This window comes from Bacillus sp. FJAT-50079 (assembly GCF_018343515.1).
Lineage (GTDB): Bacteria > Bacillota > Bacilli > Bacillales > Bacillaceae_C > Lederbergia.
Genome location: NZ_JAGYPD010000001.1, coordinates 284,001 through 308,407 on the forward strand (window position 1 = coordinate 284,001; position 24,407 = coordinate 308,407).

Consider the following 24,407-nt stretch of genomic DNA (forward strand, 5'->3'; position numbering starts at 1 on the left):
AATTAGTTTTCCTTCTGAATAGTTTTATTGGTTATAACAACTCCACTCATTAGATATAAAATACCCGAGGAAATAAAACTAATTGCTGATTCGCTAATCATTGAGGAGCATAAAACTCCAATATTTAAAGCAGCGAATAACACAAATAATTCCCTCATGTATGGAGTCTTAACATGGCTTCTACGGAAAAAATTTATAAGTGTAAGGAAAAATAATAGAAATGGAACAGAAAATATTCCAATCTGACCTAAAAGCATTCCAATATAACTTTCACCAGCACCAATAACTTCTGAACTTCCGTCAGAGTAAAGTTTTGCGAAGTTACCAGCTTCTCCAAGACCTAGACCAAAAGGATTAGCAATAGTTAATTCGATATTATGGAATAGTCCGTTAATATGGTGTGGTAGTGATGAAAACAAACTTGCATTATTTATTATAAAGAAAGTAATAATAGTAAAGAAAAATAATGCTAAATAACCAATTGGTCTATATTTACTTCTAAAAATCTTAAAAATTATAGCAATACCTAGCGCAAAAATTCCTCCTTTCGATAAAGTTAATACTAGACCAATTAGTAAAATCACAGCAAACACATTCCTTTTTTTACCTGTAAACAATTTGGTGAATAACAAAATCCCAATTGGAAAAACTAGAAACTGCCCATACAATGTGGGATCTGCAACGAAGGATACGAGTCTTCTAAATGATGTACCTAATATTGCATAATAGTCAAATGTATAAAAATTACCAGGTAGGCCGCCAACGCCATAGGCCCAACTTTCCATTCCTTTACTTACTAAAAAATCAGTAATACCTATAGTAATCCAAAATTGATCTCCTAAGATGAACCTTTCTAAGTATCCAAAAAGGACAGAGATCACTGAGATATAAACTAAAAACTTTAAAATTGTTATAGTTCTTTCTTTTGATATAAACATTAACCTACCTAGTAGAAATAGAATTACAGGTGTCGACAGCTGTCTATATTGAACTAGTTTAGCAAAAATAGGTGCATCACTTGGAACAAGTAGATATATACTCAGTATAATCAAATATAAAAACGCAAATAAATCAGGTAGTGTTATTTTGTACTTTTTAAAGTTGATAACATAAGCAACAACGAGACCAATATATACAAGCAAATCTTTCCCCAGTATAAATGCTTGGCTCGTTGAACCACCTAAATTTTTCGCCAGAATTATAGCAATAAGATTTTGAAATACAACGTAAATTATTAATAGAATTAGAAATCTATGTGGCTTAGATACAATTGCAATACCTGTAATGATTAGAAATATAATGAGAATCGTGGAAAATAGTATAAATATAATAATGGTGGGATTAAATAACATTAAACAAATAATTATTCCAAGTATGGCCAATACAAAATAATTATTCTTTATTGAAATATTATGCATTTAAAATACTCCTAGTTGGTTTTGTTGTCCCAAACAAGGTTTATGGTAGGGCATTTGGCTCCAATCCAATTTGGGATACTTTTTAATTCGGACTGCAAATCAGCATGCCCTTACACCTTATGAAGTTACTTAAGCGATCGACGGTATTATGATGAACATATAAGGTCATAAAGTAAATTGAACAGACTCAATTTACTACGAATCTTTCTCATTTTTGATTTAATCAAAACAATAGTATTTTAAATCATTATATTTTCCATATATCTCTAAAACCTCCGGGCAATTCATCAAAAATAAAACTAACATCATAATCTATCATTTTTACTATCTTTTTTTAAGTATTCTCTTATTAATAAAATTAGAAAAAAGGAATCATTAATAAAATACCTTTTAAACATTCTTCTGGGTTCCTGTATAAATCTGTAGAACCACTCTAAACCTGACTTCTGCATCCACAGTGGTGCTCTTTTTACTGTTCCTGCAATAAAATCAATCGATGCTCCAATCTGCATTGAAATTGGAACCTTAAATTTGTTTAGATTATCAAAAATAAACAACTCCCCTTTGGGTGAACCTAATGAAACCAATAAAATGTCCGGTCTAAATCTTTTTATTCTTTCTATTCCCTCGGATAATTCTTTAGGGTTAGATTCAAACCCAAAAGGTGGTGAATAATAATCTATTGTAAAGCTATAGTTTTTCTCACTTTTCATTTTATCAATAGCTAATTTTGGAACACCCTCTCGAGAGCCAAATATAAAAACCTTATAGTTTCTTTTTTCCGCCAACTTTAATACTTCGGGAACAAGATCCGCCCCTGAGACTTTTTCCTTCAATGGTTTCTTCAACAACTTTGAAGAAAAATAAAGTGGAGCACCATCAACTAGAATAATGGATGACTTTTGATATGCATCTTTAAATTCTGGGTTTTTATGAATATTTACTATATGGTCGACGTTAGGTGTTACCAAAACAGATGAAGTGTTATTTTTTTTATTAAATTGCACATGCTCATCAATTAATTTGATTGATTCTGACATGTTAAGATTATTAAAGTTCACACCAAATAAATTGACTAATTCCAACGCAACATCAATCCTTTTTTAGATCGTTAATAATGGCCTCTAACTTGCTTGGCAAAATTTGTGCCGAATAATTTTCTTTAAAATTTTCATAAGCTTTTTCTGATATTATTTGTAGTTTAAATGGCTTTTTCAATATGTTGATAATTTCGGCAATAAATTCCTCTTTATTATCAGCTATCATTATATCCTCGCGATCAGAATATTTAATTCCTTCTGCACCTATAGCTGTTGAGATTACAGGTATTTTCTTACCAAATGATTCTATAATTTTCACCCTTTGTCCACTACCAACAAATAACGGAACTATACTTACATCACATTTTTCAATATACATATCCACATCATCTACATATCCAGTTACAAACACATTTTTATCATTTTGATACTTTTTAATAACTTCTGGGGGATTACTTCCTACAATGTATATATTAAAATTTTTATCTTTTAATTTCGGCCATACATTTTCCATAAACCACTTAATTCCATGTTGGTTTGGGTACCACGACATTGAACCCAAAAACAAAAGATTAATTTTCCCATCCTTTGATACTTTGTAATTGTAATTCTTTTCAAGGTCAATATGAATAGGCAGAACAGATACCTTTTCATTAGAAAGGCCAAAACTTGATAACACTTTTTTATCATCTTCACTTAAGCAAATTACATGATTACTTTGTAATATGGACTTTTTTTCAAAATTCAATAATTTGATATATTCAATTGATCCAAGTATTTTTTTAAAAATATTGTTGTCATTTATGATCATTCTTTTAAAAATTAAACTTTCAACATTATGCTGGTCTAATATAACCTTATGATTTTTAATATATTTAAAATAAACCATCATTGGTAGATGATCTACATAAACAAATTCATAGTCATCTTTAGTCAATTTTCTAACTAATTCTTCTTTAAATCTATTATCATAATATTTGTTAATGCTATAAGGGTAAAGACTAAATAAACTTTTAGAATAATCTTTAATAAAGTTTTTAAAAGAGGTACTTCTGATTAGTGTTTTAGGGATTACGTGGATGTTTTTAACAATCCCCAACATTTTTTGAGCATATTTTTTATCCGATTCATTATTAGAAAAACACATCAGATCAATATCGTATTTTTGAGATAAAGCCTTAATAATATTGTGTGATTTTATTTTCCCCCCGTTATCGAGCGGATAAGGTATTAAATTTGTTAAAAACAAGATTTTTTTCATTATTGTACTTCCCCTTATCACTAAACTATTGGTCTGTTCGTATCTTAACTAGATGCTACTTTAATTGGCCTTTTTTATAAGTTTGATACATAATCAATAATCTTGGAACAACTATTAATATCTTCTTTTCCATATTTTTGTTTTAATACCTCTATTTTATCCTTATAATTTAATTGGTCATTGATTTTCATTACCTCCAAAACTTCAATCCAATCATGACATATAGGACCATAAGCGATATCTTCGTATTCAAAATATAGTTCAGCTATTTCATTTGTATAAAATTCAAAGTCAAAAGGAGTGAAAATAGCCTGTTTATTTAAATGGAGATAATCAAACAAAACACTTGAATAATCTGTAATTAATACATCTGTTTCCAATAAAAGTGGATAGGGATCGATTTCTTCGTAAATTAAAATATTACTGCAGTCCGAAAGATAGTTTTCCAAATCAGCTCTTTCTACAAAATGGGGCTTAATAATAAATAAATAGTTGTTTCTCACTAGAAATTCATTAAACAAGCTTTTATTAAACTTATATTCATGTAGCAAGTGTTCAGCCGTCTTGCCAGAAAACCCTCTATGTGTTGGTAACCAACTTATTACTTTATCATATTTTCCTGATATTAATTCGAGTGCACTATTGGGTAATATTTTTTTGTTAAGTAAAAAGTCATTTCTAGGTTGCCCTAAACTTATAATGTCACTTTTATTTAAATTAAAAGCGGAAGACATTACATTTTTAAGACTATCACTGGACACATATAATTTATTGCAATACATATAGTTTGTATAAGGGAAAATTGTGTAAATAGTTTTCTTTACGGTATCCTTTAACTTAGACTTCTCCCAGTTGTCTGCATCGAACCCTATTTTTTTCAATGGAGAGCCATGCCATAATTGGTGTATATACTTTCCGCCTAATAAAAATGGTATTAAATCTTCTAGAGCATGAGTTAATAGTATATGCTTAGCCCTAATTAGAGTATAGATTCCTTTGACAGTATATATATATAGAATGCGTTGTTCATTTTTTAATAATGCCTTTTTGTAAATATCCCTATTTTTAGTTAGAAAAAAATAATCAATACTTCCCCTCTCTTTTTCTTTTAAATATAAAAATAAATATTTGGCATTATCACTAATTTCATGCCCGCGGGTAGAGCCTAATACAAGTAAATTTTGTTTTTTGGGAATAATACATGTTATTAAATATAAAGGATACATCATTATTCCCAATAGTAAGCCGTATCTTCCTTTTGATAACTTTATTCGTTTCATATTATTGCCACCCTTATTTAAAAAATCCCCAAATCATTTTTAATTTTAGTGGTAGATATCTCTGGAGTTCTGTCCAGGTAAATAACTTCACAACACGACTTCAAAAAGTCAAACTTTCCTTCCCAATCGTTTCCTATAACAAAACAGTCTATATGATATTCCCGAATATCTTCTATTTTTTGTTCCCAACTTTGCTCAGGTATTACAAGATCAACATATCTTATAGCATTTAATAGTTTTTTTCTTTCCTCATAGTTAAAGTAGCTCTTTTTACCTTTTACTTCATTAAATTCATCCGTTGACAGTGCAACGATCAAATAATCGCCATTTTCTTTGGCACGTTTTAATAAATTAATATGACCGTAATGAAGAAGATCAAAAGTTCCATATGTAATTATTCTTTTCATTTATTACATCCTCCTATATAAATATAGATTACAACCTATATTATATATCTATTTCAACAACTTATATCTGTAAGCACCTATAGCCCTACCCAAAAACACTGTAACATGTGTAAAGACTAATAGCCACGCAATTTTGTCAATAGTTATTACTGGTATTATTATTAGCAAAATCAAAATATGCATGATAGACGGATATATTACTGTTTTATTAACAAAACTCGTTTTATTAAAAGCACTAAATAAGGGATATCCCATCATAATACCTGGTACCACAAAAATAACCGCTAAGGACATAATTTTAAGAATATAAACGCTATCTATATAGTTTGGACCAAAAATGATTTTAATGATAAGTTCGCTTTGCCAAAATAGGATGATGCTCATTAATGTATTCAAAACTACAATAGAATATAAAAACTTTTTATATAACTGAATATTTTTACTGTACGTAAGATACGGATACAGAACGCTACTAAGTGGACCATATAAAGAACTAAGCCCATTTAATAGTTTTTCAGCAGCGCCAAATATCCCAGCAGCAGTAGGTCCTAATATTAATCCAATTACAAACGTGTTGCTTGTAGTATATAAAGATACGGAAACTCTCGACCAAAAGAACTGAAGGCTGTTTCTAAAATGCTGAATAAGTGTTTCCCTTTTTGGAATTTGTAACTCTATTCCCATACGTTTAATTAGATAAATTGATATCATACCAGCAATGATATATCCAATAGAATTAATAGTGGGAACTAAATAAAGATCATCGTTATTTTTCACCATAATAAATATTAATATGGTAAAAAAAAGTTTTACTCCCGCATTAATAAACGCAATGAATTTCATTTTTTCTATTCCTTGATAAAAAAAGAATGACAGCAAAATGTTTCCAAACACCATTAAAAAGGTTAATATATGTATCTGCCAATATTCTCTTAAACTTGGAACAAAAAGAAGTGCGCTCATTAATATTACAAATGAGACCACCGCTAAAGTGAATTTAATTATTAATACTGAACTGACTATCTCAGATAGTTTCATTTTATCATTTCTATTTAAAGATACTTCACGAGTTGCTGAAAGTTCAAAGCCAAAATCTGTAAACATAATAAAATATGCGATAAACGCTTGTGAAAATAAAAATACACCATAGCCTTCCGGATTAAGAACCCGAACAAGATATGGCAAAGTAACAAAAGGTAAAGCATTATTCATAATTTGCAAAAAGCCCATTGCTGAAAAATTCCCAATTAATCTCTTCTGATCAGACATTATTTAACCTACTTTTTTATAAAAAGTTTATTTTAATTTGTTCTACATAAAGGATGATTAATATTAATAAGCATTCTTTGAACCAAATAACACTAACACTGTTTGTAAAATAATTTTAACATCAAAGATCATATTTCGATTGCGTATATATTCCAAATCCATTTCTACCATTTCTTCAAAACCAACACTATTTCTCCCACTGACCTGCCAAAGCCCTGTACACCCCGGAGTAACCAATAATCGCTGTTTATCGTAGTTTGTATATTCCATTACTTCCCTTGGCAGAGGTGGTCTCGGGCCAACCAAGCTCATTTCTCCCTTTAACACATTCCATAACTGAGGTAACTCATCAATACTTGTTTTACGAATAAACTTTCCTATTTTTGTAATTCGTGGGTCATCTTTCATTTTAAACATTGCACCCGATACTTCGTTATGTTGGAGTAGGGAGTCTAATAGATCTTCCGCGTTAGAAACCATTGATCGGAATTTATACATATAAAATTCCTTCCCATCTTTTCCAATTCGTACTTGTTTAAAAAAAATTGGTCCTCTAGGATCTTCTCTTTTTATTAAATACGCAACTAATAAAAAAAGCCAAAATAAAAGTATGATTCCTGTTAATGCACCTAGAATATCTATAAATCTTTTGGTAAATACATAGTATGGTTTATCTTGCACCTTTATAGATCGATAAGGTCTTGATCTTGTTTCTACAATTGGACTCATTTTCGCCAAAACATTCCCACCTTTAATTCAATACTTTTTTATCTAATAATAATCGCTCCATGATATTTAAAAGATCTGATCTAATTTCTTCATTTTGCAATGCCATCTCTAATGTTGTTTGCACAAATCCTAGTTTTTCGCCTACATCATACCGTTTTCCTTCAAAATCATATGCAAATACTCTTTGGATTTTATTTAATTGCTGAATCGCATCTGTTAGTTGAATCTCCCCGCCTGCTCCGGTTTCTTGCTTTTCAAGGAACATAAAAATCTCCGGAGTTAATATGTATCGACCCATAATTGCTAGATTAGATGGTGCTGTCCCTGGCTCAGGCTTTTCAATAAAGTTTCTCACTTGATGTAAGTGACCTTCCTGAGTAGTAGGTTCAACAATTCCATAACGATGCGTTTCATTATCTGCAACTTGTTGGACCCCTATAATAGAAGAAAATGTCTCATCAAATTGATTAATTAATTGGCGTAAACAAGGTGTATCACTCTGAACAATATCATCACCTAAAAGAACCGCAAATGGTTCATTTCCGATAAAATTACGCGCACACCAGACAGCATGCCCTAACCCTTTAGGTTCCTTCTGTCTAATATAATGAATGTTTGCTAAATTTGAAGGATAGCGAACCTCTTCCAAAAGATCATATTTTTCTTTTTCGATTAAGTTTTGTTCAAGCTCAAAAGCATGATCAAAATGGTCTTCGATCGCCCGCTTTCCTTTTCCGGTAACAATGATAATATCTTCTATACCTGATGCTACCGCTTCTTCCACTATGTATTGAATCGTTGGCTTATCTACAATCGGTAACATTTCTTTCGGCATAGCCTTTGTTGCCGGAAGGAATCTTGTTCCCAACCCTGCTGCGGGTATTATCGCCTTACGGACTTTTTTCAATGAAAATCCCCATCCTTTCATAATGTTGCATTTTATACTTTTATCTTATTAATAGTGATAATTAAATGCCTAATGAAAATGCACCTGAATAATGCATTTTCATTAGACATCTAGTTTCACACTTTAAAAATATTGGGCATTTAACCCGCCCTCACGCTGTACCATTGATAACAATCGTATCTAAGGCAAAGCAATTTTGCCCACAGCACGGCCGAGTGCCTCCGATCGTAACGGATAGGAGACATCCCCGTCAAACATCACTTCGTTATGGATATTTCGTTAAAATATGCCTAAAAATTTCTTCCTTTTAATTTCCCTTGGAACGTCTCGATCAATGTCTTTACCTTCTAAGATCAATTCCGCATTATCCATAAAATAATAGAGAGTATCTGTCCCATATTTTTTTTCTAATAGATCAAAAGCCTCTTCCATTTTAAAACTGCGCTTTGTTGTATTATGCGCATCCGAAGCCATAAAGTGCGTGAGATTCGCTTCGATCAGATCAAAAGCAAATTTTTGAATCTTCTTTCCAAAATAGCCAGTGAAGCTCGCTGCAGTAATTTGCGTTGCCACACCGTTTTTTACTAGTTTGTATAATTTATGAGGTTGTTCAATCAACTCTGCATTTCGCTCAGGGTGAACAATAACAGGCGTTAACCCTTGTACTTGTATGTCATAGCACAGCTGATCAGTATAACGTGGGACATGATTGGATGGAAGTTCGATGAATATGTACGTCGATTGATTACCAAGTGTGACGATTTCACCAGCCTCATAGTCCTCGATGAATTCGCCGTAAATTCGTGTTTCTTGACCAGGTAAAATTTCAACTTGTACGTTTTCCGATTGTAAAAAGTCATTTAATTCTGCTGTCTTTTGCAAAATCACATCTTTTTTGTTAGTGTAACGACCATTCTGATGATGGGGGGTCGCAATGATTGTCCGAATTCCTTCTTTTTCCGCAAGACGGGCCATTTGTAAACTTTCCGTAAAACTACTAGAACCATCATCTACATCAGGCAAAATATGACAGTGAATATCTATCATTGGTGACCCTCCCTTTTTTTAACAATTAAATAGTGCTATCGGACTATAACATATTTTATAGAAATTGTATAGACTAGTTTGTTCCGTAATAATAGTAATAATCATTGCTTTCCATCTTTTTACGGTTTAACACTACACCTAATACTTTCGCTTGTGCCGCGTTCAATAATTCCTTCGTCTTTTGAGCCGCTTCTACTTCTGTTTTCCCACTTGAAATAACGAGAATGGTTCCATCACATTGATTCGCCAACACTTGCGCATCTGTGACAGCTAATACTGGTGGTGTATCAAAAATAACGAAATCGTAGAAGTCTTTCACGTCATTAAAAAATTGCTTCATCGCTCGCGAGCTTAATAGCTCAGCCGGATTCGGCGGTATTGGTCCTGAAGTGAGTATGTCTAGTCCTTCCACATTCGACACTTTCACTGACTCTTGTATATTACGTTGTCTCGTTAATACGTTCGTTAATCCGTATGCATTATTCATACTAAATGTATAATGAACGGTTGGCTTTCTTAAATCAGCATCGACGAGCAACACCTTCTTTCCTTGTTGGGCGAAGACGATTGCTAAGTTAGCTGTTGTCGTTGATTTTCCTTCTCCTGGACCTGAAGATGTAACCATAATCGAACTGATTTCTTGATCGACTGCTGAAAATTGGATATTTGTTCTAATCGTCCGATACTGCTCGGAAACCGGTGATTTTGGGTTTAACATCGCGATCAATTTTCGTTTTGTACTTTGTAATGCGTTTCCTCGTTTTTTAAGAGCCAACGGTCTCACCTCGTACTCTCGTTTTTCTATTTTCTCTACTTGAACGGTGATCTTTTTGCTCATCAAATGTAGCAATTGCGCCTAAAACAGGTAACTCTAATATTTTCTCTACATCCTGCTCTGTTTTTATCGTATTATCAAGATACTCAAGAAGGAATGCTAAACCGACGCCAGCCATCGCCCCCACAACAAAAGCAATTGCGATGTTTAATAATGGCTGCGGCTTAACTGGTGAAACATTTTCTCCAACCTCAGCTTTTGCCAAAATGTTCACATTATCGATATTCATTAAATGAACAATTTCGGTTTGGAACACTTCTGCTACTTTATTAGCAATGTCTGCTGCTTGATGCGGATTCGGGTCTTGAACCGTGACGTTTACCACTTGGGAATCCTTGGCACTTTGCACCGCAATTTTACTATCCAGACTATCTACGGACATATCTAGATCAAGATCTTCAATGACCTTCTCTAAAATGAATGAGCTTTTCATAATGACATTATACGTATTAATCAATTGCAAATTCGTTTGAATTTCTGCTGGATTGTAGACTTGCTGCTCATTTTTTGATTGGTTCACGAGCAATTGGGTTGAAGATTGGTAGATCGGGGTTATAACAAAAAAACTGACAGCTCCACTAATAACGACCGCTGCCAATGTGATCAACACAATTAAATTCATCCGCTTTCGTAATGTTTGCATAAGCTCTTTCAAGCTAATCGTTTCTTCCATTTTATCCTCCCTAGCCGCCTGTCGACTTTCTGAACATTTTGTATTATTATAGCATAGTATGTTGGGGTTTTTCAGGTATGATTGTACCATTTTCATAGATCGTTGTATAGATAGTGTATAGATTATTAACTTTTTTGTAAAAATCAGGATTTTAGAACTATGTCTTAGGAGGATAACAATTGAAAGCTTTTATCGCGACAATTGCAGCTATCGTCTGTGCGATTTTTCTCGTTTTTAGTTATACATATTGGAAAGATCAAACAACTGTCTCTTCATTTTCTGAAAAAGATTCTACTAGCAATCAATCGCCAAAGGCCGAAACAAGCGCGAAGCAGATTGACCCATCACTTTTAGAAAAGACGGAAAATTGGCCAGAATCAGCCCGCCAATCATTATCAGCATCGCTCGAAGCTGGGACACCTTATCATATTGCCATCGTCGGTTCCCAAGCTTTAGGTGGTGAAGATGGATGGGCAACGAGGTTAAAAAATGAGTTTGAAGAAACATTTAGTAAAGATCTGATTAATGTTTCAATATTTGAATTTGCTGATCAAACATCTGACCAGTTTATTATGGATGGAGGCGATCAGTTGGTTGCTGAAAGTTCTCCCGATCTCGTTCTTTTTGAGCCTTTCACGTTAAATGATAACGGGAATGTTTCCGTCGAGAAGAATCATGAGAACATTATGACCTTTCTTGAAACTGTGAAAGAATCAGTTGTCATTTTACAGCCACCACACCCCATTTTTAACGCCCAAATTTATCCGGGACAAGTCAATGATTTACATCTTTTTGCTAATGAGCAAAATCTGCCATACATCGACCATTGGGAAGTTTGGCCCGATTACATGACTGAAGAGATCAAAGACTATATAGTTGAGCCGAAGCAAAGTGCTCCAAATGAAAAAGGTCATGAGCTATGGTTTACCTATTTGAAAGACTATTTTATCTATGATTAAGCGTACTTATTCAAGCGGCAACATCGTTGCCGCCTGAATAAATGATTGATTCTTTCCTTATATTATAAGGAACAGTACTATGATCATGAAAATGATCCCCGATCATATGTATCTCCACTTAGTCAGTTTCCTTCTAATAATTAGGTTGAATCTCCAAATCTCTCCTTTATTACAGAAGTTTAACTTGAATTAGCAAATCCTTTTTATCGAAAACATTGAGTCAGGTACAAGGCGTTTAAACTCCCTCTGATTTGAAATGCAATTCGGTTTTCATCCCACTACTACTAGATGTGGTCGGCTTTTTCTGTTTCAAGTTAAGGTTTTAAACTTTCTATGAAACTAAATAATAAATCTCTATCGTACAGATGTTGATCTCTAAGCATTATTTGTAAAGCTTCTCGAGAAGAAATTGCGTCGCGATATGGGCGTTTTAGTGTTAATGCTGAATATACATCAACAATGTGCAAGATTCTTAAATCCGTTGATAACTCTTCTTTTGTTAAGCGATCTGGATATCCTGAACCATTTATTCGCTCATGGTGAGATCTGGCGAAATGAGCAATATGTCCTTGATTAAAAGATTGTAATATCGTTTCCCCTTCGATTGTATGTTGTTTTATCATTTCAAATTCTATATAAGTTAGTTTTGTTTTTTTATCTAAAAGCTCTCGGTAAACTTTCAATTTTCCAATATCATGAAATAGATATCCTAATGCGACGGATTCAATGTTCGGTATTTCATGTTTCTTTGCCAGCATTGTTCCTAAAATAAAAGTATCAAAGGAATGAACAAAAACATCAAGACTCCAATATTTAAGTGCATAAATGATATTTATAAAATTATTTTTTGTGTGCATATTATCGAATATCTTAATTAAATATTCGATATCTTCTTCTCGTTTCAAAATCCCCCCATAACGTTGAACATTATTTAGTAGGGATAGAGTTTGCCAAAAAGTAGTCTCTATTTCTCGTGACGAAAACGGCAATTTTGGCCCTTGTACACTCGTCTTCACGTTATTTTGAATGGAACTCACCTTTTCTGATAAAATATTAATATCGTTAATATCGCGATTTTTTAAAAACATAATTAATTGCTCTGATATGGGTGTCCCTTTTGTTGCAACTAATACATCATTAATAATAATATCCTCGCCTAAAATTTCATTGGCTTTGATATTATTTATATTTTTTATAGCCACCAAAAAAACCCCTTTCTAAATTCGCAGTGGAATGATTAATAAGAGGAACGGCAACCGGCTTACTTATTCTTTCACTATTCGTCAATCTCTCAGGGGCCGTTCTTCCTGCTCTATCAACAAAACAAACACCGCAATTTGCCGAAAGGTCTTTGCCTTGAATATAAGCAGATGCTCAATGCCCCTTTCTTAAGGACTCAACATTTTGACTTATTGCTAGAAATTCTCTAAATTCATCTTTAGATATATTAGAATCCATTATTTCTTTAAGAAGTTCTCTCCATTCTCCGGAAGGCTCCCAGTAAAAATCTTCACTGAACAATTCTCTTGGGTGACCATTACTTTTTTTATTGTTAGTCACTATTTTCCCTCCTCGTATTTATATACTTGAAGTTTTTTTTCGGATCCGAGATTTTTGATTACAAGTAAGTAAACCGTTGGAAAGGAGTCATTTCTAGTAGAGGTATAAATTAGTTTATTGATTGATCCATTTCATACCAATCAAATAATTTAAATTAATAATCACCCTGACCAAAGTTAGTTTACGAATTCGAGGTCACACATTAAAAAGTACTAATATGGATAAATATAAGTACATGTAACGTGTTCTTAGCCTTTGTTTCTATTATCAATTACTTTTTTTGCCTTCTTTGCAGCTTGCACTCGATTTTTCACACCAATCTTTGTGTAAATTTGATGGGTATACCCCTTAACCGTCCCTACGGCTAGAAATAACTGGTCAGCAATTTCTTGATTGCTCAGTCCTTCATAAATCCCCTTAAGTACTTGGATCTCCCGTGGTGATAGGCATCCAGGATATGATGATTCGTGATGACTTATCTTTAGGTTATTCAGCGGTTTCCCCATAACATCAATTCCCTCATTATCTTGATTATTTTCTCCTTTTTGTTACAATAACGTTCAAGCCCAGATATTTAGGTAGCTCGTAACAAAAAGTTAATTCAGTAATAGTTGATACAGCTTTTAACAATCACACTCTAGTCAACTTGACAATATATACATATCGACTTTTCGCGACATACTATCTCTTTTTTTATTTTTCATTCCATTATTTTCATAGGCTGTATATCACTTCCCCTTAATCGTAATATTCAAAATTGCGGGAATCAACCCAACCAAAGTTAGTTTATAATCAAAAAGAACCATGCCAAAAGTCTAGTATAAGCGAGAAAAATAAAATATTTATTGATTTATTTCTTTCATTTAAAATTAAGAATAAAGATCTCTAAAACAAAAAAACCAAGAAGAAGTCTCGCTTAAAAGACTTCTTCTTGGTTTCTAAACCGCAACAATTATTTTTTCGTCATTTCCAATACTTATACGTAACAATCGTATGAATCGTATGCCTGCTTACTCCATATTCGGCCGCTAGTTGTCGGATCGATGTTGCTTGCTCGTTGCTATAACGATCACGAATCTCTTTCACGTCCGCTCCCGTTAAGTGGGAACGACTTCTTCCAGTTTTATCTACAAGCTGATGTTCCTTTTTCCTAAATTCCTTTACATTTCCTAGCATCGTCCGTTTAATCTTTGCTCTCGTATAATCCGGTCGCTTCTTACCTAATTTCGCTTCTGATAATTTACGTTTATGTTCTTCTGTTAACCTTCTTCCTTTCAGCCCATGCGTTTTTTCTTCTTCGATATTTTCGAACATTAAAAATCAACATCCTTATTTAACTCATGTTAAAACAACCTAAGTGTTTTTCTTCTCTTTATTCTTTTCGGGAACTTCGCTTTGAATACTTTTATCAGAGACAATCAATTCTGAATTTCCTAGAGGGGATACACGTAATCCGCTCCGAACTTCTTATTTAACAAATCAAATGCTCGCTAACCTCTCTTGCCTTACAGCACCCCATTCCTTAATTAGGGGATTTAATAATACAATATACCTAGAACGCTTTCAACAACCGTACCTTTAGATCTATAAAATTGTCTATTTTAGCCAACCATTCCGATTGAAATACCTACAAAAAGTTCATTTAGAGCTTTTGCTCCAGAAACACAAGAAGTTTATTTTACGTACTTTTCCCGACAGCCTTAGCTCCTTTTTACCATCATGTTTATTAATGTAAAAGTCTATTTACCAGGTCTTAATTACCACCATTTTATTTTTTCCACAAATTTATTTAAACATACTGTACTATACATTTTCTTTACTGAATATTAACGAAAGTTAACTTTTCGTTCGACAGATTCTCCAAATGTTGTCCGAATTTTGTCGAGTGCATTCGTTTTTCAACTGTATTAAGGGAAAATAGGGAGATTATGGAGAAAACAGTATTAATAATAGATCTAGCTCTTAAAGCTAGGCATGCAAGGCGAGCCAACGTTGACCGATCGTAAGGCGACCTGGTCATATTAAATACTTTCTCTGATGATAAAAGAAAACGCCGAAGTTCATCTTCGAAAGATGAATTTCAGCGTTTTTTTGCTCTCTCTTCAAATATTTAGTCTGAAGTAATGATTGTGGCTCTAGATGCTAGTTTATTTCACCATTTTATTGGGCTGGCAGACCTTCCACTCTCTTAGCTCCTATATACGCATTGCTCCAATAGGAATTTGTTCTAATATTTGTCACTCTTACTCCATCTGATAGCGTTACATGAACAACTTGATCATTCCCAATATATATTGCTGAGTTTATCGTTGATAATTTGAAAAATACTAGATCTCCAGGCTGAATATCATTTCTAGCTACATTCTCTCCAATTTGCCATTGCTGTTCTCCATATCTCGGAATATCAACATTAGCCGCCTCTTTAAATACATATTGAACAAAACCAGATACATCAAATCCTTCTTCTGGAGTCGTTCCACCTTTAACATACGGGATTTCTCCTATAAATTTGGTCGCTTCAGCAACAATTGGGTTTTCTTTTGGCAATGTTAATCCTGTAAACCTTCGGATGCCAGTAAATTTCTCCTCCCAATATTCACTATTTATATAAGAAATAGTAACTTGGTCACCTCTTGTAGCATGGATAAACTGGTTGTCACCAATGTAGATTCCATTATGGGAGATTCCTTCTCTATAAGTGTCGCTGAAAAAGATCACATCACCAGGTTGAATATTTTCCTTACTCACTATTTCTCCCACTTGCCATTGTTGATCAGTAGACCTTGGTAAATAAATTTTTAGCGAGTGTAAATATACATAACGGACGAAGGCTGAACAATCAAATCCTTCTTCCGGATTCTCACCGCCAAATAAATAAGGTGTCCCTATATATTTTAGTGCTTCTTTTATAATTGGATGATTGGCGTCAATAATAGGAGAACCATTGATACGTTTTGCTCCCACGAATTTATTACTCCAGTACGCACTTCCTTCAAAACTAGTAATGCTCACACCTTGCGAGACTGTTGCATGGATAAGTTGGTCATTTCCTTTATAGATCGCTACATGGGTTATGTCTGCGTCACTTCCGAAAAAGATCAAATCGCCTGGCTGCAAGGAATCCCTCGATACCTCTTCCCCCATAACATATTGGCTCCTTGCTGTTCGCGGAAGCATAAAATCTAACGTTTGGTTGATTACATATTGGACAAACCCTGAGCTATCAAATCCTTCTGGGGTCACTCCTCCGTATAAATATGGGGAGCCTTCATATTTTAACGCTTCTTTTACGATGATATTATCTATCTCATTTGATATTCGTTTAGCACCAACATATCTCGAACTCCAATAAGTACTTTTTTCTAAACTAGTAATACTGACTCCTTGGGAAACGGTAGCATGTATAAGCTCGTCATTTCCATTATAAATTGATACATGGGATACATCGTCAGCGCCGTTACCGAAAAAGACCAAATCCCCCGGCTCTAACGAGTCTCTATCCACGGAAGTTCCTATTTCTACTTCATATTGCTTCTTTACCGTCCTTGGCATTGTAATATTATATGATTGCTTTAATACATATTGGACAAACCCAGAACTATCAAATCCTTTTGGATCTTCTCCCCCGTATACATACGGAACACCTACATATTTATTCGCTTCTATTAATATAGGATGCTCCACTGAGTTTGCCTTTACTTCCTTTTCCCCATTAAATATTCCTAATATAACAATGATTGTTAGGAAAAGAAAACATGTCTTTTTCATTTATGTCCCACTCCTTTCTCTATGAATCTCTTATCTTTGTTAGTCGGATGGTAAACAACTTAGAATTGCCTTTACATAACGTCTAAAGATCTCATTTTGGGTTGATTTTCTTCGAGTTGCTGTATTTATTCCGAACATGAGAGATCGCTGCAAAGTACTTATTTCTAGTTGCAAACCTTTTCCGCTTATCCCTTTGTTTGTCACGTTATTTGGATGCAAACCATTCAACGGTTCACCAGGTGGTACAATCTCAGCGCTAAAATTAGCTTCAATTAACGCTTTTAAACACCCCTCTTTTCGTTCATCATCTAATCCTCCGATTTTAGTATTTGCTTTATTCGAATCACTGTAACCATGATAAGAAACGACATAATCATGCAACGGTAATATTTTTAATAAATTCGGCTCATCAAAGCGGGTTGAAGTAATATGTAGTACATGATTCCCCGATAATTTGTGTCCTTCAAAAACATAGTATGAGAAGTTTTCACCAGCACTACCAATTGTTAACTCTGAACAGCCTGGTTCAATCCCTCCACCATGAGGAGTAAAAAATAATATATTTGACGTTCTTACTTTATAGGATAGTAAATAATCTGATTCATTGTTTTCAACAGCACTAAGCTCCTTAAAATTTTTATACGTATCAGACATGATTCGCCCTCCTATAATTACCCATTCCCTATAAAAATCTAGTTTATTTTAACAAAAAGTTTACTTTTTGATTACAGTTTCGTTACATTATATAAAAAAAACGTATCTACGCCCATAGGCTATTAGATACGTTTCATGTTTCTATCGAATATTTAGTTGTTCTATTAATCCTTCCATAGTTTGAATTCCTACCATACCGTCCACTTCTTGCCCAATGCGCAATTGGAAGTCTTTTACCGCCTGCTCCGTTTGCTCATCAAATATTCCATCTTCCTCTATACCTAGTGTCCGTTGAATAATTTTAACGTACTCACCACTTGCTCCCTTTGCTACCGCTCCCGTCTGACTGACTGCCTGTACTAATGGAGTAATATCCTGCTCGCTCACCGTCTGTTTTTCCTCTACGTCTTCCCCTAATACTTCTGCTTGTTTCATCATATTTTGATATTCTTCAATGCTCTTCTCTTCCGCAAAAGTTAAAATCTCTACATGTTTAAGATTAGACATGATAAAAAAGAAGCCAGCAATAATAACGAATGGCGATATAATTTTAATAAAATTTCTTATCATTTCAATGTTACTCTCCTCTTATATATTATTTAACCTTCCATGTTCCTTCCCTTCGAGAATCTGTTCCCCCGTAGATTACATTTTCCTTTTTGTCGATAACAAGCGCTTGAATTCCCCCATAATATATTGGATAACTATTCATGCCCATTTTATATCCCATTTTTTTCAATTCATTTTGAACGCCCTTTGGATATCGAATTTCCGTTTGAATATGATTATCCTCTACATAAAATCTAGGGGCATCAATGGCTTCCTGCAATGGTTCATCAAAGAGAAGATGACGCACGAGAACTTCAGTCAACATCATCGGGATTCTTCTGCCACCCGGTGTCCCGACTCCGATAATTTGCTCATCATTCCGTAGGATTGTAGGGGTGGTAAAAGTTCTTGACCGTTTCCCTGGTTCGTATTTATTAGGGGAACCGCTTGTCTCATTAAAATTTTCAAGATTATTATTAAGGAAGAATCCTCCTACATTTTTTCCTGTTCCAAAAAAGTTACTTAATGTGTTTGTAACTGAAACGACAGTCCCCTCTTTATCAGTTACGACAAAGTGAGTCGTACTTGTATGTTCTTCATTATGATCATCCATCTCGTAATGATTGGACAATTCATCTAAAGATATATCTTTAGAAAGGCCTTCTGAATATTCCTTTTTCGTTAACTTTTTTATTGGTATTTTGACAAATTCAGGATCACCTATATGCTGTATTCGATCCTTATACGCACGTTTAGATATCTCCCCAGTTAAATGTATATAATCAGAAGTGTTTCCCTTGGTCCCTTTGACACTTAACATCTCAGCCATTTGCAAAGATTGAATCAAAGTGATTCCAGAAAATGGAGGTGGGGCAGAGATCACTTCAAATCCGGAAAATTCACCATAAACCGGCTCTTTTTCAAATACCGAATAATTTTTTAGGTCTGATACAGTAATTCCCGAAACTTCATGGGCGAGAGCTTCTGCGATCTCACCGCGATAAAAGACGTCCGAACCTTTTGCTTTAATTAGCTTTAACGTCTCTGCTAGCTCAGGCTGTTTTAGCCATTCGTCTGGCTGGATTGGGCTTCCTTCTGGAAAGAATTGGGGAAGTTTATTAACCGACAGCCGGCTTTGTGCACCTGCTAATCGATCTGTTAATGATTTTTGGATCCGAAATCCCTTTTCTGCTAATTCAATCGAAGGATCAATAAGCTCAGCCAAGTTCTTTACCCCATATTTTTCATGGGCGAATTCCATTCCCTTCACAAACCCAGGAATGCCAATCGCACCTTTCTTACGTGAGCTAGAAGTTGGACTCATTTCCCGATAATCGATAAAGGTTGGGCTTTTATCCTTATCACCGGGGAGGATAAGCATCCCTCCACCACCGCCCAACCCCGATCCATATGGCTCAACAACTCCGAGCACGTAAGAAATAGCAATCGCCGCATCTACCGCATTACCATTATGAGCAAGAATGTCCATCCCTATTTTTACAGCTAAAGAGTTTGAGGCACTTACCCCATAACCTTCGTTGCCACCTTTACTTGATTCAAATACATTTAACTTCTTATAAATCGGGCTATTTTCTTGAGTATCAAATGGTTGTACAAAATAATAGCCAATCGCGAGTGTCACAATAAGAGCCAGAAACATGTAAATCCAGTTTCGTTTCATTTAGCGGGTTCCTTATTTAGTACATGTGAGTGATTTACGCTAAAGGTAAGCTTGTTGTCTTCTTCACTAAATAAGATCGATGAGTCTTTTGTTAATCGATTAAAGATTTTTCGTTTATAATACCCATCCAAGCTCCCTAACGGAGTTGGCGTCGCCTCTTTAATAAGTAAAGGCGTAATTTCAAACTGGGCCACACCATTTTTATTTAAATGATACTGAACAAGAGCCGTTTCCCTCGCAGTAGACCAACCTTGATCAAAAATAAAATTACCTAAACTATAAAAAATAATGGTATCATTGTAAATCTCAACTGGTTGTAAAACATGGGGATGATGACCGATAATGATATCCGCTCCCGAATCAGCAATCGCTTTAGCCAATCCTTTTTGCCGTGGTGAAGCCTCCGTATCATATTCCTGTCCCCAATGGACGTGGACAACGACTAAATCTGCTTTTTCCTTTGCCTCTTCTATAAGTGGAATAAAAATTTCAGGCTTTACTTTTAGAACGCCAGGTTTTTTTTCAGTTGCTCCTGATTTCGGCACATAGGCATCGGTAAAACCGAGGGTGGCAATGTTAATACCATTCACCTGTTTGTATATAATGTTGCTAGCTTCCTCAAGATTTTTTCCCGCCCCTACAAAACTTAAATCATATTGATTAAACGTCGTAATCGAATCATTTAATCCATTTTCCAAATAATCCATTGCATGGTTATTAGCTAAATTTAATACGGAAAAGTTCATTTTCTTCAACGTTTCTACGGATTTCGCATCTGTTTGTAAGTGTATAAATTTTTCTTGCTTTTCATACTCGTCACTATGTACCACTGGATGCTCAAAGTTTCCGGTAGAATAATCGGCATTTTCGAAGTAAGGTTTTACATAACGAAATAAATGCTCTTGACTATACCGATTCTTAACTTCTTCAACATGGCGGCCAAACATCATATCACCAACCATCGTTGCCGTTACTAAAATATCATCCGTTTGTTCAATCATCTTAGCTTCGCTTGGTTTATTTACCCATCCCGATCCGTAGATGAAAACAGTAAGGACTAAAATGGCTAACCATACATGCTTATCTGTCTTTTTCTTTGTCTTTTTAGCAAATCGCAATAACTTCTCCTTAAAATCTAATTGCTTCCCCATAAAATCACCCTAGAATAAAAAATTATATAAAAACAGTAATCCGAATGTAGCTGCACTGATCATAAGGGTACTACTAAATGTGACCGCCAACCCTTGTCTTTCAACCGTATTCGCTATTAACCCCGGAACGATCACTCCAATTCCCCGAAACTCATAAATATCAAAGGGCATAATTGGATAAAAATAATCAAAGACCAGTTTTAATGAAATACCTACGACAAGCATCGTCGCAAACTTTCGACGCCCGTAAAGAATCACAAACCGTGATATTCCGAACCTTACAATGACGTAGGTTAATAAACTGATCAATAACACCATCATTAAAAAAACTGGCTGATCAAAGATGAGCCCTAAATACCCCGGTACCACTAGTCCCGCCGGTACAATTCCCGTCTTTTCTGCAAAAATCAAGCTTAGAATCACTCCTAAAACGAGTGCCACATATAAATCCGAACCAAACATTCCCTTTCCTCCTAGCTGACCTTCTCAACTTGTTTATAATTCATTAACGCTTCGATTAATGGTTCGGCAGCACCATGGATATTTCCAACCCCATAAACGACGCGATGATGTAATTCAGGTGTTAACTTATGTATTATGTCTTCCGTGCTGGATCCTTCCAGATCCCATATGTGATTCGCTCGTATAAGTCCTTCATGATAAGCATCAATAATAGGGCTCGTTGTTTCTCCGATAACAACTAAAATATCTGTTTCAATATATGGCAGGACATCCCTTGCGAATTGTTCCGTCCGATCTACACGATCTTGGCGGCAATTCATAATGACAATCGGTGAGTCCGTAGGATAGCCGATTTCCTCTACCCTCTCCCAAATCCGTAACGTAGAAGAAGCATCATTTGCAGCAAAACCGTTTACTAAGAAGGAAGGTGCCTTCATATCACCGATTTTGGTTATCCTCATTGCACCAGGATCTGGATGGGCATTTAACATCCCTTGAAATGCTACTTCTTCCGGAATATTTAACGCCTCAGCCACTGCCAGAGCAAGCGAAGCATTGTCCGGAAATACCATATAATCAAATTTTCTTAAATATTCATCGGTAATCTTTGAGTTATCAGCCACAATAACTTTTGTGTTTCGTTTTTGTGCTACTGACTGAAAGTAATCCAAATAAGGTCCATCAATCGTAATTAAATGACCGTTATAAGGAATCGTCGCTAAAAAGGCTTCGGCCACTTCATCTAATGTCGGTCCCATTACATCCATGTGATCTTCTAGAACATTTACAATCACACCTATATTGGCTTGAACCATCTTTTTCTGAAATGTAATTTGATAATCAGGGTTTACTGCCATACATTCGCTAACCAGTGCTTCAGTCCCAAGCTTTGCAGCTTTATCAACAACCCGTCTTTGCTCTCCGATATTTGGTCCTTCACGGCGTCTTATAATTGGTTCCTCGTCCCTTGTATGCCAATAGATTAACCGGGCAGAAGTTCCAGTCGTTTTGCCAACAGTCTTATATCCAGCTTCCTTGATGACACCTGTTATTAATCTTGTAACTGTTGATTTTCCACGAATTCCATTGACATTCACTCTAATAGGAATCGAATCAATATTTTTCTGATGCTTTCTCTGCTCCCAGACTCCATAAGCGAAAATAAGAAGAAAGCTAATTAATACAACACTTAATACCGTCATTTTATTCCTCCTTTAGTTGCCAAGTTGTTTGTCAGTTTTACGCAAACAAATATTAGCTATCCTGATGCTTATTTAATGAAAAGGTCGAAAGTAATCTTAATCAGATATGTAATTGCAATAGCTACCGTGGGATATGTAATTAGATAGAGTAATGTTTCCATTAATATTCCTCCTCAACTAATTTTGAACTTTGTCTCAATTTTTCCTTGCAGTGAAAAGGATTTGTTCTAATCGAGGATTGATTCTATCCATTGATGCACTAATTGTTGTTTCATGATTAAGAGATCTGTGCGAATATAAATGCGCTTATAAATGATTGTTGCATTGATCAAAATTTGACGTGTGCTTGTCCTTTTCTTTTATTCCGCGGGTTATCTCCTCATGCTTATTGCAGGATTCTGTTCCTCCATATTTATTTCATCATTCACAGGCTTTCTCTTGAAGATCGTTTTAGCCAGCGCTGGCCGTCGTAGGCACACGATTCGATAATTGCCCCAAACGATTAAATAACATTTTCATTCCTCCTCGTAATTTTTAATGATAAGTATTTTTTTCCAACCCATACAAAGGTCAGTATAAGATAGTTCATTTGAAAAAGATGTGAATAAAGCGATTATTAACCTCCCCTTAAACGAATTGTTAACTTGCCTTAATAAAAGATAAACCTATGTCATTCATGTCATATATGTACGAGATATGACTCGAATTTTGTCGAATAGATGATTTTAATACGAAAAAAAAGCTCCGATCAGTCGAACACTTGACTGATCGGAGCCCTTCTAGATTGAAGTTCCGCTTAAAATTACTTGCTGAAGCTCTAGTTCACTTATCTATTGAAACCTTCTAACGATTTCTCGCACTTTTTCCGGATCCACAGGGCGTAATGATTTTCCTTCCATCCTGACCCCTGAACCAAAGTGGATTTCCACAACTCCGGTTTCACTAACAAAATCATCCACATTGTCCACAGTTAATCCACTGCCAGCAAGGATATGTAATGGCTTATCAACAGTTAATGCGACCAGATTTTTAATCCTATCCACAGCTTCTGTTACATTTGCTTTTCCACCAGATGTTAAAATTCTGTTGATTTGTGGATAACGTAATATAATTTCCAACGCTTCTTCCTGATCATCCACTTCATCAAATGCTCGGTGAAAAGTGACGTCTAAATTGCCGGCAACTGGTAATAGTTTTTCTAAAGAGTTAACATCGATTGTGCGATCTTCCTTTAATGTACCGAGAACAACTCCATTCGCGCCCAGTTCCCGTACGATCTGGATATCTTCGATCATCGTGTTGATATCTTCTTCACTATAAGAAAAGGAATAACTATGAGGGCGAATCATCACGTTCACCGGGAGCTTAACCGCATTTACGACTTCCTTAATTAATCCGTAACTTGGTGTAAGCCCGCCTTCTGCGATTCCAGTTATTAATTCAATGCGGTCTGCACCATTTGCTTCAGCTACTTTCGCTTCCTGTACAGTCGTAGCAATGATTTCGATTTTCACTTTTCCCCATCCTCCTAAATAATGAACGGGAGGAAGGATCC

24 protein-coding genes are annotated in these 24,407 nt (G+C 34.9%); 1 reads left to right on the forward strand and 23 read right to left on the reverse strand.

The features are described from left to right. Positions 1 to 2: 2 nt before the first annotated feature. The 11 genes from KHA95_RS01375 to KHA95_RS01425 form a co-directional block, all read right to left on the reverse strand. A complete protein-coding gene (locus KHA95_RS01375; RefSeq protein ID WP_213135677.1) occupies positions 3 to 1,418 on the reverse strand; it encodes a polymerase in 1,416 nt (471 codons plus the stop codon). A gap of 305 nt (positions 1,419 to 1,723) precedes the next feature. After that, positions 1,724 to 2,503: a WecB/TagA/CpsF family glycosyltransferase gene (locus tag KHA95_RS01380; RefSeq protein ID WP_249316439.1), complete on the reverse strand. Its 780-nt coding sequence runs from the start codon at positions 2,501 to 2,503 to the stop codon at positions 1,724 to 1,726. A 7-nt stretch (positions 2,504 to 2,510) separates the two neighbouring features. After that, positions 2,511 to 3,719, reverse strand: a complete 1,209-nt coding sequence (locus KHA95_RS01385) for a glycosyltransferase (protein WP_213135678.1) — start codon at positions 3,717 to 3,719, stop codon at positions 2,511 to 2,513. 74 nt (positions 3,720 to 3,793) lie between these two features. After that, entirely contained in the window at positions 3,794 to 4,999 is a 1,206-nt protein-coding gene (locus tag KHA95_RS01390) for a CDP-glycerol glycerophosphotransferase family protein (RefSeq protein WP_213135679.1), read from the reverse strand. A 17-nt stretch (positions 5,000 to 5,016) separates the two neighbouring features. Then, entirely contained in the window at positions 5,017 to 5,406 is a 390-nt protein-coding gene (gene tagD, locus KHA95_RS01395) for a glycerol-3-phosphate cytidylyltransferase (RefSeq protein ID WP_213135680.1), read from the reverse strand. A gap of 48 nt (positions 5,407 to 5,454) precedes the next feature. Further along, complete coding sequence (locus KHA95_RS01400) at positions 5,455 to 6,675, reverse strand: flippase (RefSeq protein WP_213135681.1); 1,221 nt, start codon at positions 6,673 to 6,675, stop codon at positions 5,455 to 5,457. 63 nt (positions 6,676 to 6,738) lie between these two features. Then, positions 6,739 to 7,404 carry a sugar transferase gene (locus KHA95_RS01405; protein ID WP_213136124.1) on the reverse strand — a complete coding sequence of 222 codons (666 nt, stop codon included), beginning with the start codon at positions 7,402 to 7,404 and terminating at the stop codon, positions 6,739 to 6,741. Between the two features lie 22 nt (positions 7,405 to 7,426). Continuing rightward, on the reverse strand, positions 7,427 to 8,311 hold the full coding sequence (galU, locus tag KHA95_RS01410; RefSeq protein WP_213135682.1) for a UTP--glucose-1-phosphate uridylyltransferase GalU: 885 nt from the start codon (positions 8,309 to 8,311) through the stop codon (positions 7,427 to 7,429). A gap of 279 nt (positions 8,312 to 8,590) precedes the next feature. Beyond that, a complete protein-coding gene (locus KHA95_RS01415) occupies positions 8,591 to 9,358 on the reverse strand; it encodes a tyrosine-protein phosphatase (RefSeq protein ID WP_213135683.1) in 768 nt (255 codons plus the stop codon). 73 nt (positions 9,359 to 9,431) lie between these two features. Next, positions 9,432 to 10,076, reverse strand: a complete 645-nt coding sequence (locus tag KHA95_RS01420) for a CpsD/CapB family tyrosine-protein kinase (RefSeq protein WP_249316532.1) — start codon at positions 10,074 to 10,076, stop codon at positions 9,432 to 9,434. 46 nt (positions 10,077 to 10,122) lie between these two features. After that, complete coding sequence (locus tag KHA95_RS01425) at positions 10,123 to 10,866, reverse strand: YveK family protein (RefSeq protein ID WP_213135685.1); 744 nt, start codon at positions 10,864 to 10,866, stop codon at positions 10,123 to 10,125. Positions 10,867 to 11,045: 179 nt separating this feature from the next. Here KHA95_RS01425 and KHA95_RS01430 point away from each other — a divergent pair, with 179 nt between their 5' ends. Continuing rightward, positions 11,046 to 11,825, forward strand: coding sequence for an SGNH/GDSL hydrolase family protein (locus KHA95_RS01430; RefSeq protein WP_213135686.1), 780 nt, complete (start codon positions 11,046 to 11,048; stop codon positions 11,823 to 11,825). A gap of 314 nt (positions 11,826 to 12,139) precedes the next feature. Here the strand turns inward: KHA95_RS01430 and KHA95_RS23225 are convergent, their stop codons facing one another. The 12 genes from KHA95_RS23225 to KHA95_RS01490 form a co-directional block, all read right to left on the reverse strand. Continuing rightward, positions 12,140 to 13,027 (reverse strand): HD-GYP domain-containing protein, encoded by an 888-nt coding sequence (locus KHA95_RS23225; RefSeq protein WP_213135687.1) that lies wholly within the window; start codon positions 13,025 to 13,027, stop codon positions 12,140 to 12,142. A 172-nt stretch (positions 13,028 to 13,199) separates the two neighbouring features. Then, positions 13,200 to 13,385 carry an anti-repressor SinI family protein gene (locus KHA95_RS23065; RefSeq protein WP_213135688.1) on the reverse strand — a complete coding sequence of 62 codons (186 nt, stop codon included), beginning with the start codon at positions 13,383 to 13,385 and terminating at the stop codon, positions 13,200 to 13,202. A 248-nt stretch (positions 13,386 to 13,633) separates the two neighbouring features. Then, the gene (locus KHA95_RS01445; RefSeq protein WP_213135689.1) at positions 13,634 to 13,891 is read right to left on the reverse strand and encodes a response regulator transcription factor; all 258 of its coding nucleotides are present in this window, start codon (positions 13,889 to 13,891) and stop codon (positions 13,634 to 13,636) included. A 457-nt stretch (positions 13,892 to 14,348) separates the two neighbouring features. Further along, positions 14,349 to 14,699 (reverse strand): NUMOD3 domain-containing DNA-binding protein, encoded by a 351-nt coding sequence (locus tag KHA95_RS01450; protein WP_213135690.1) that lies wholly within the window; start codon positions 14,697 to 14,699, stop codon positions 14,349 to 14,351. Between the two features lie 846 nt (positions 14,700 to 15,545). After that, positions 15,546 to 17,153 (reverse strand): C40 family peptidase, encoded by a 1,608-nt coding sequence (locus tag KHA95_RS01455; RefSeq protein ID WP_213135691.1) that lies wholly within the window; start codon positions 17,151 to 17,153, stop codon positions 15,546 to 15,548. A gap of 39 nt (positions 17,154 to 17,192) precedes the next feature. Next, positions 17,193 to 17,807 (reverse strand): poly-gamma-glutamate hydrolase family protein, encoded by a 615-nt coding sequence (locus tag KHA95_RS01460; RefSeq protein WP_213135692.1) that lies wholly within the window; start codon positions 17,805 to 17,807, stop codon positions 17,193 to 17,195. A gap of 141 nt (positions 17,808 to 17,948) precedes the next feature. Continuing rightward, the gene (locus KHA95_RS01465) at positions 17,949 to 18,377 is read right to left on the reverse strand and encodes a peptidoglycan-binding domain-containing protein (RefSeq protein ID WP_213135693.1); all 429 of its coding nucleotides are present in this window, start codon (positions 18,375 to 18,377) and stop codon (positions 17,949 to 17,951) included. Positions 18,378 to 18,402: 25 nt separating this feature from the next. Further along, positions 18,403 to 20,037, reverse strand: coding sequence for a gamma-glutamyltransferase (gene ggt / locus KHA95_RS01470; RefSeq protein WP_213135694.1), 1,635 nt, complete (start codon positions 20,035 to 20,037; stop codon positions 18,403 to 18,405). Continuing rightward, positions 20,034 to 21,188: a CapA family protein gene (locus tag KHA95_RS01475; protein WP_213135695.1), complete on the reverse strand. Its 1,155-nt coding sequence runs from the start codon at positions 21,186 to 21,188 to the stop codon at positions 20,034 to 20,036. Before KHA95_RS01475 ends, ggt begins: the two co-directional genes overlap by 4 nt. A 9-nt stretch (positions 21,189 to 21,197) precedes the next feature. Further along, positions 21,198 to 21,650 carry a poly-gamma-glutamate biosynthesis protein PgsC gene (gene pgsC, locus KHA95_RS01480; protein WP_213135696.1) on the reverse strand — a complete coding sequence of 151 codons (453 nt, stop codon included), beginning with the start codon at positions 21,648 to 21,650 and terminating at the stop codon, positions 21,198 to 21,200. An 11-nt stretch (positions 21,651 to 21,661) separates the two neighbouring features. Then, the gene (gene pgsB, locus KHA95_RS01485) at positions 21,662 to 22,852 is read right to left on the reverse strand and encodes a poly-gamma-glutamate synthase PgsB (protein ID WP_213135697.1); all 1,191 of its coding nucleotides are present in this window, start codon (positions 22,850 to 22,852) and stop codon (positions 21,662 to 21,664) included. 830 nt (positions 22,853 to 23,682) lie between these two features. After that, entirely contained in the window at positions 23,683 to 24,366 is a 684-nt protein-coding gene (locus tag KHA95_RS01490; protein ID WP_213135698.1) for a copper homeostasis protein CutC, read from the reverse strand. Between the last annotated feature and the right edge of the window lie 41 nt (positions 24,367 to 24,407).

What these genes read in the sequence shown, in the direction of transcription:
- KHA95_RS01405 (WP_213136124.1), bottom strand. Translation starts at nt 7,404, where the DNA reads ATGAGTCCAATTGTAGAAACAAGATCAAGACCTTATCGATCTATAAAG.
- KHA95_RS01460 (WP_213135692.1), bottom strand. Translation starts at nt 17,807, where the DNA reads ATGTCTGATACGTATAAAAATTTTAAGGAGCTTAGTGCTGTTGAAAAC.
- KHA95_RS01455 (WP_213135691.1), bottom strand. Translation starts at nt 17,153, where the DNA reads ATGAAAAAGACATGTTTTCTTTTCCTAACAATCATTGTTATATTAGGA.
- KHA95_RS01475 (WP_213135695.1), bottom strand. Translation starts at nt 21,188, where the DNA reads ATGGGGAAGCAATTAGATTTTAAGGAGAAGTTATTGCGATTTGCTAAA.
- KHA95_RS01415 (WP_213135683.1), bottom strand. Translation starts at nt 9,358, where the DNA reads ATGATAGATATTCACTGTCATATTTTGCCTGATGTAGATGATGGTTCT.
- KHA95_RS01465 (WP_213135693.1), bottom strand. Translation starts at nt 18,377, where the DNA reads ATGATAAGAAATTTTATTAAAATTATATCGCCATTCGTTATTATTGCT.
- KHA95_RS01420 (WP_249316532.1), bottom strand. Translation starts at nt 10,076, where the DNA reads ATGTTAAACCCAAAATCACCGGTTTCCGAGCAGTATCGGACGATTAGA.
- KHA95_RS01445 (WP_213135689.1), bottom strand. Translation starts at nt 13,891, where the DNA reads ATGGGGAAACCGCTGAATAACCTAAAGATAAGTCATCACGAATCATCA.
- KHA95_RS01390 (WP_213135679.1), bottom strand. Translation starts at nt 4,999, where the DNA reads ATGAAACGAATAAAGTTATCAAAAGGAAGATACGGCTTACTATTGGGA.
- KHA95_RS01385 (WP_213135678.1), bottom strand. Translation starts at nt 3,719, where the DNA reads ATGAAAAAAATCTTGTTTTTAACAAATTTAATACCTTATCCGCTCGAT.
- KHA95_RS01450 (WP_213135690.1), bottom strand. Translation starts at nt 14,699, where the DNA reads ATGTTCGAAAATATCGAAGAAGAAAAAACGCATGGGCTGAAAGGAAGA.
- tagD (WP_213135680.1), bottom strand. Translation starts at nt 5,406, where the DNA reads ATGAAAAGAATAATTACATATGGAACTTTTGATCTTCTTCATTACGGT.
- KHA95_RS01400 (WP_213135681.1), bottom strand. Translation starts at nt 6,675, where the DNA reads ATGTCTGATCAGAAGAGATTAATTGGGAATTTTTCAGCAATGGGCTTT.
- KHA95_RS01375 (WP_213135677.1), bottom strand. Translation starts at nt 1,418, where the DNA reads ATGCATAATATTTCAATAAAGAATAATTATTTTGTATTGGCCATACTT.
- pgsB (WP_213135697.1), bottom strand. Translation starts at nt 22,852, where the DNA reads ATGACGGTATTAAGTGTTGTATTAATTAGCTTTCTTCTTATTTTCGCT.
- ggt (WP_213135694.1), bottom strand. Translation starts at nt 20,037, where the DNA reads ATGAAACGAAACTGGATTTACATGTTTCTGGCTCTTATTGTGACACTC.
- pgsC (WP_213135696.1), bottom strand. Translation starts at nt 21,650, where the DNA reads ATGTTTGGTTCGGATTTATATGTGGCACTCGTTTTAGGAGTGATTCTA.
- KHA95_RS01425 (WP_213135685.1), bottom strand. Translation starts at nt 10,866, where the DNA reads ATGGAAGAAACGATTAGCTTGAAAGAGCTTATGCAAACATTACGAAAG.